At 73.0% G+C, this 3,023-nt stretch carries 5 protein-coding genes and 1 tRNA gene; 5 read left to right on the top strand and 1 reads right to left on the bottom strand.

The window, feature by feature from the left end:
- From VLJ82_RS12700 to VLJ82_RS12690, 3 genes are all read left to right on the top strand, one after another.
- Nucleotides 1-1,074: toprim domain-containing protein (locus tag VLJ82_RS12700; RefSeq protein WP_408663724.1), on the top strand; the 1,074-nt coding region annotated here is incomplete at its 5' end.
- Nucleotides 1,074-1,625: a hypothetical protein gene (locus VLJ82_RS12695; protein WP_408663723.1), complete on the top strand. Its 552-nt coding sequence runs from the start codon at nt 1,074-1,076 to the stop codon at nt 1,623-1,625. The genes VLJ82_RS12700 and VLJ82_RS12695, both read left to right, overlap by 1 nt.
- Nucleotides 1,626-1,670: 45 nt before the next feature.
- Nucleotides 1,671-1,829 carry an SHOCT domain-containing protein gene (locus tag VLJ82_RS12690; protein ID WP_408663722.1) on the top strand — a complete coding sequence of 53 codons (159 nt, stop codon included), beginning with the start codon at nt 1,671-1,673 and terminating at the stop codon, nt 1,827-1,829.
- Between the two features lie 21 nt (nt 1,830-1,850).
- Here the strand turns inward: VLJ82_RS12690 and VLJ82_RS12685 are convergent, their stop codons facing one another.
- Nucleotides 1,851-2,090 (bottom strand): hypothetical protein, encoded by a 240-nt coding sequence (locus VLJ82_RS12685; protein ID WP_408663721.1) that lies wholly within the window; start codon nt 2,088-2,090, stop codon nt 1,851-1,853.
- 147 nt (nt 2,091-2,237) lie between these two features.
- Here VLJ82_RS12685 and VLJ82_RS12680 point away from each other — a divergent pair.
- Nucleotides 2,238-2,310: transfer RNA gene (locus VLJ82_RS12680), tRNA-Asn, on the top strand.
- Between the two features lie 199 nt (nt 2,311-2,509).
- A partial coding sequence (locus VLJ82_RS12675; RefSeq protein ID WP_408663720.1) for an alpha/beta fold hydrolase occupies nt 2,510-3,023 on the top strand: 514 nt, incomplete at its 3' end.

The following is a 3,023-nucleotide window of genomic DNA, read 5'->3' as shown; positions in this document are numbered from 1 at the left end:
ACCGACGTGATGGCCTGCCACCTGGCCGGGGTGACGACCGCGGTGGCCACCTGCGGCACCGCCTTCGGCGGCGAGCACGTCAACGTGATCCGGCGGCTGTGGTCGACCAACAGCGCCGAGGAGGCGCAGGCCACCACCAAGGTGATCTTCACCTTCGACGGGGACGCGGCCGGCATGAAGGCGGCCGAGCGGGCCTTCAAGGACGAGCAGAAGTTCCTGGCCCAGACGTTCGTGGCGATCGACCCGAGCGGCAAGGACCCGTGCGACCTGCGGCAGGCCGGCGGCGACCAGGCGGTGCGCGCGCTGATCGAGTCCAACGTGCCGATGCTGCGCTTCATGCTCGGCACCATCATCAAGCGCTTCGACGTCGACACCGTGGAGGGCCGGGTGGCGGCGCTGAACCTGACCGTGCCGCTGGTGGCCCAGATCAAGGACCCGTCGCACCGTTTCGAGTACGCCCGCGAGCTGGCCAGGCTGAGCGGCGTCGCCAACCCGGACGAGATCCTCAGCCGGGTGCGGGGGATGGCCCGGGCGGCCGACGGCCAGCACCGGGCGGCCCCGTCCGCACCGGCCCAGCCGCTGGTGCCCGGCGTGCCACCGAAGGTCGGCCAGGCCGAGCGGGAGGTGATCAAGGCGGCCCTGCAGCTGCCCGAGGTGGTGGCCGAGCAGTTCGACCAGCTGGGCCCGCAGGCGTTCCTGACCGCGGTGTACCAGCAGTTGCAGTCGGCCATCGCCGCTGCCGGCGGGGCCGCGGCCGGCCGGACCGGACCGGCCTGGGTCGAGCGGGTCGCCGAGCACCTGCCGCCGGAGTCCGAGGCCCGTGCCGCGGTCAACGCGCTGGCCGTCGAGCCGCTGCGCTCGGGCACCGACACCCAGTCCCGCTATGCCGAGGCGATGGTGATGAACCTGGCCGAGCAGGTGGTCGGCCGCGAGGTGGCGCAGCTGAAGTCGCGGGTGCAGCGGCTGGACGCGGTCAGCGACGCCGAGGAGCAGGGCCGGCTGTTCGGCCAGCTCATGCAGCTGGAGCAGCGCCGGCGGGCGTTGCGGGTCAAGGCGATCGGCGGCGAGGCCTGATGGCTCTCTTCGGCCGCCGGGTGCGCCTGCCCGCCGGGTTGCGTGCCCTGCTGGCGCCGGACGAGCGGGTGCTGGCGGTAGCCGAGGACGGACCGGCCGCGGTGGCGGCCACCCAGTTCGGGCTGTGGCTGCCGGTTGCCGAGGGGCCGGTCGCCGACGGCGCCGCGCCGGCCGGCTGGCGGCGGATCGGCTGGGACCAGGTGGTCAAGGCCACCTGGGGCGAGGAGGGCCTGCAGGTGATCGAGGGCGAGCTTGACGCCGGGGGAGTGGTGACCGACCGCCCGGCCCGGACGCTGCGGCTGGCCGAGCCGCGCAACCTGCCGGCAGTGGTTCGAACCCGGGTCGAGGCGAGCATCGCGCGCTGGGAGCAGGTCCGGGTACCCGGTGGTACCGCCCGGATCGTGGCCCGGCGCCGGGCCGGCACGGACGGCCTGATCTGGACCGCCCGGTTGGACACCGGCACGCCGGACTCGGAAGCGGCCCGGGCGGCGCTGCTGGACTACCTGGACCGGCTCACCAGGTCGGCGTCCGAGCAGCCGTTTCTCAGCTGAATTCCCGGTCGCTTTCCGGGCGGTTCGGGCACACTAGCCGCATGGGTGACACAGGCGACGGTTTCGCCGACATCCCGCGGCCAGGCCCCGGCCCGGCCGTCGGCCACCAGCAGGCTGGCCGAGCTGGATGACCTGCGCGACCGCGGGCTCATCACGGCAGAGGAGTACGCCGGGCGGCGGGCTCAGATCATCGCCGAGATCTGACCGGCCGGCTCCCGGCTTCGATCAGTACCGGTGGCCGTTGACGCTGGTGCCGGTGCGCTGGCCGGTCAGCATCCGGCCGCCGAGCCGGTTCTTGGCCCGTTCGGCCGCGCCGGCGGCCTGCGCCTGCAGCACCCCGGCGGTGGACTGGACGGTCTGGCTGCCGGCGACCCGGCGGGCCAGCGCGACGATGTCCTCGTACCGCTCGCGTCCGGCGCGGGCGCCGAGCACGTAGCCGACCGCGATGCCGAGTAGGAACTTCATCTCTCGTCCGCCTTTCGCCGATGTCCTCCTTCCAGTGTCCACACGGCCGGGGGGTGAGGCGAGGCCGGGGTGCGGATGGGTTATTCTTCTAGCCGCTGCCTGTTCGCCTGCCAGTTCCGCTGCCAGTCGGCCGGATGGCACGTACGGTCCCCCGTAGCTCAATTGGCAGAGCATTCGACTGTTAATCGAAGGGTTACTGGTTCGAGTCCAGTCGGGGGAGCAGGGATTCCGGGGCCTTCAGCGTTCGCGCGGAGGTCCTGAGTCGTTTCTGGTGCCTCGCTGGTCACCGATTGGTCACACGCGCCTGCTGCTGCCGCTTTCGGCGCCTCGGTACGAGCGCGGCGGCGCGCTCGGCAGCGTCCCGGCCGACGCCCTGCAGCAGCTGGGCCGGGTCCGGACGGTCAGGCAGAATCCTCCGCATGACGCAGCGGTTGACAGAGGTCTCGGCACCCGACGGACGCACGCTCGGGGCGGCGCAGTGGGGCGATCCGGACGGCTCTCCCGTCTTCTTCCTGCACGGCATTCCGGGTTCCCGGTTGGTCCGCCCCCGGGACGAGGAAGCGATCCAACGCGCGGGGCTGCGGCTGGTGACCTACGACCGGCCGGGTTACGGCGCCTCGCACCGCCAGCCCGGCCGGCGGGTGGTCGACTGTGCCCAGGACGTGGCCGCCATCGCCGATGCGCTGGGCCTGGATCGGTTCGCGGTGTCCGGCTTCTGCGGCGGGGGACCGCACGCGCTGGCGGTGGCGGCCCGGCTCGGTGACCGGATCACGGCGGCCGAGTGCCAGAGCGGCTCCGCTCCCTTCGGGGCCGAGGGTCTGGACTGGTGGGCCGGCATGAGCCCGGAGGGCGTCGCGGAATTCGGCTGGGCGCTCGATGGTGAGCGTGCCCTGCACGAGAACCTGATGCGGCTGGCGGAGGAAAAGCTGGCGG

The organism is Jatrophihabitans sp., assembly GCF_035474675.1.
GTDB lineage: Bacteria > Actinomycetota > Actinomycetes > Mycobacteriales > Jatrophihabitantaceae > Jatrophihabitans_A.
Note: the sequence above shows the minus strand (reverse complement) of the source record. Positions and strands in the feature narration are given on the sequence as shown.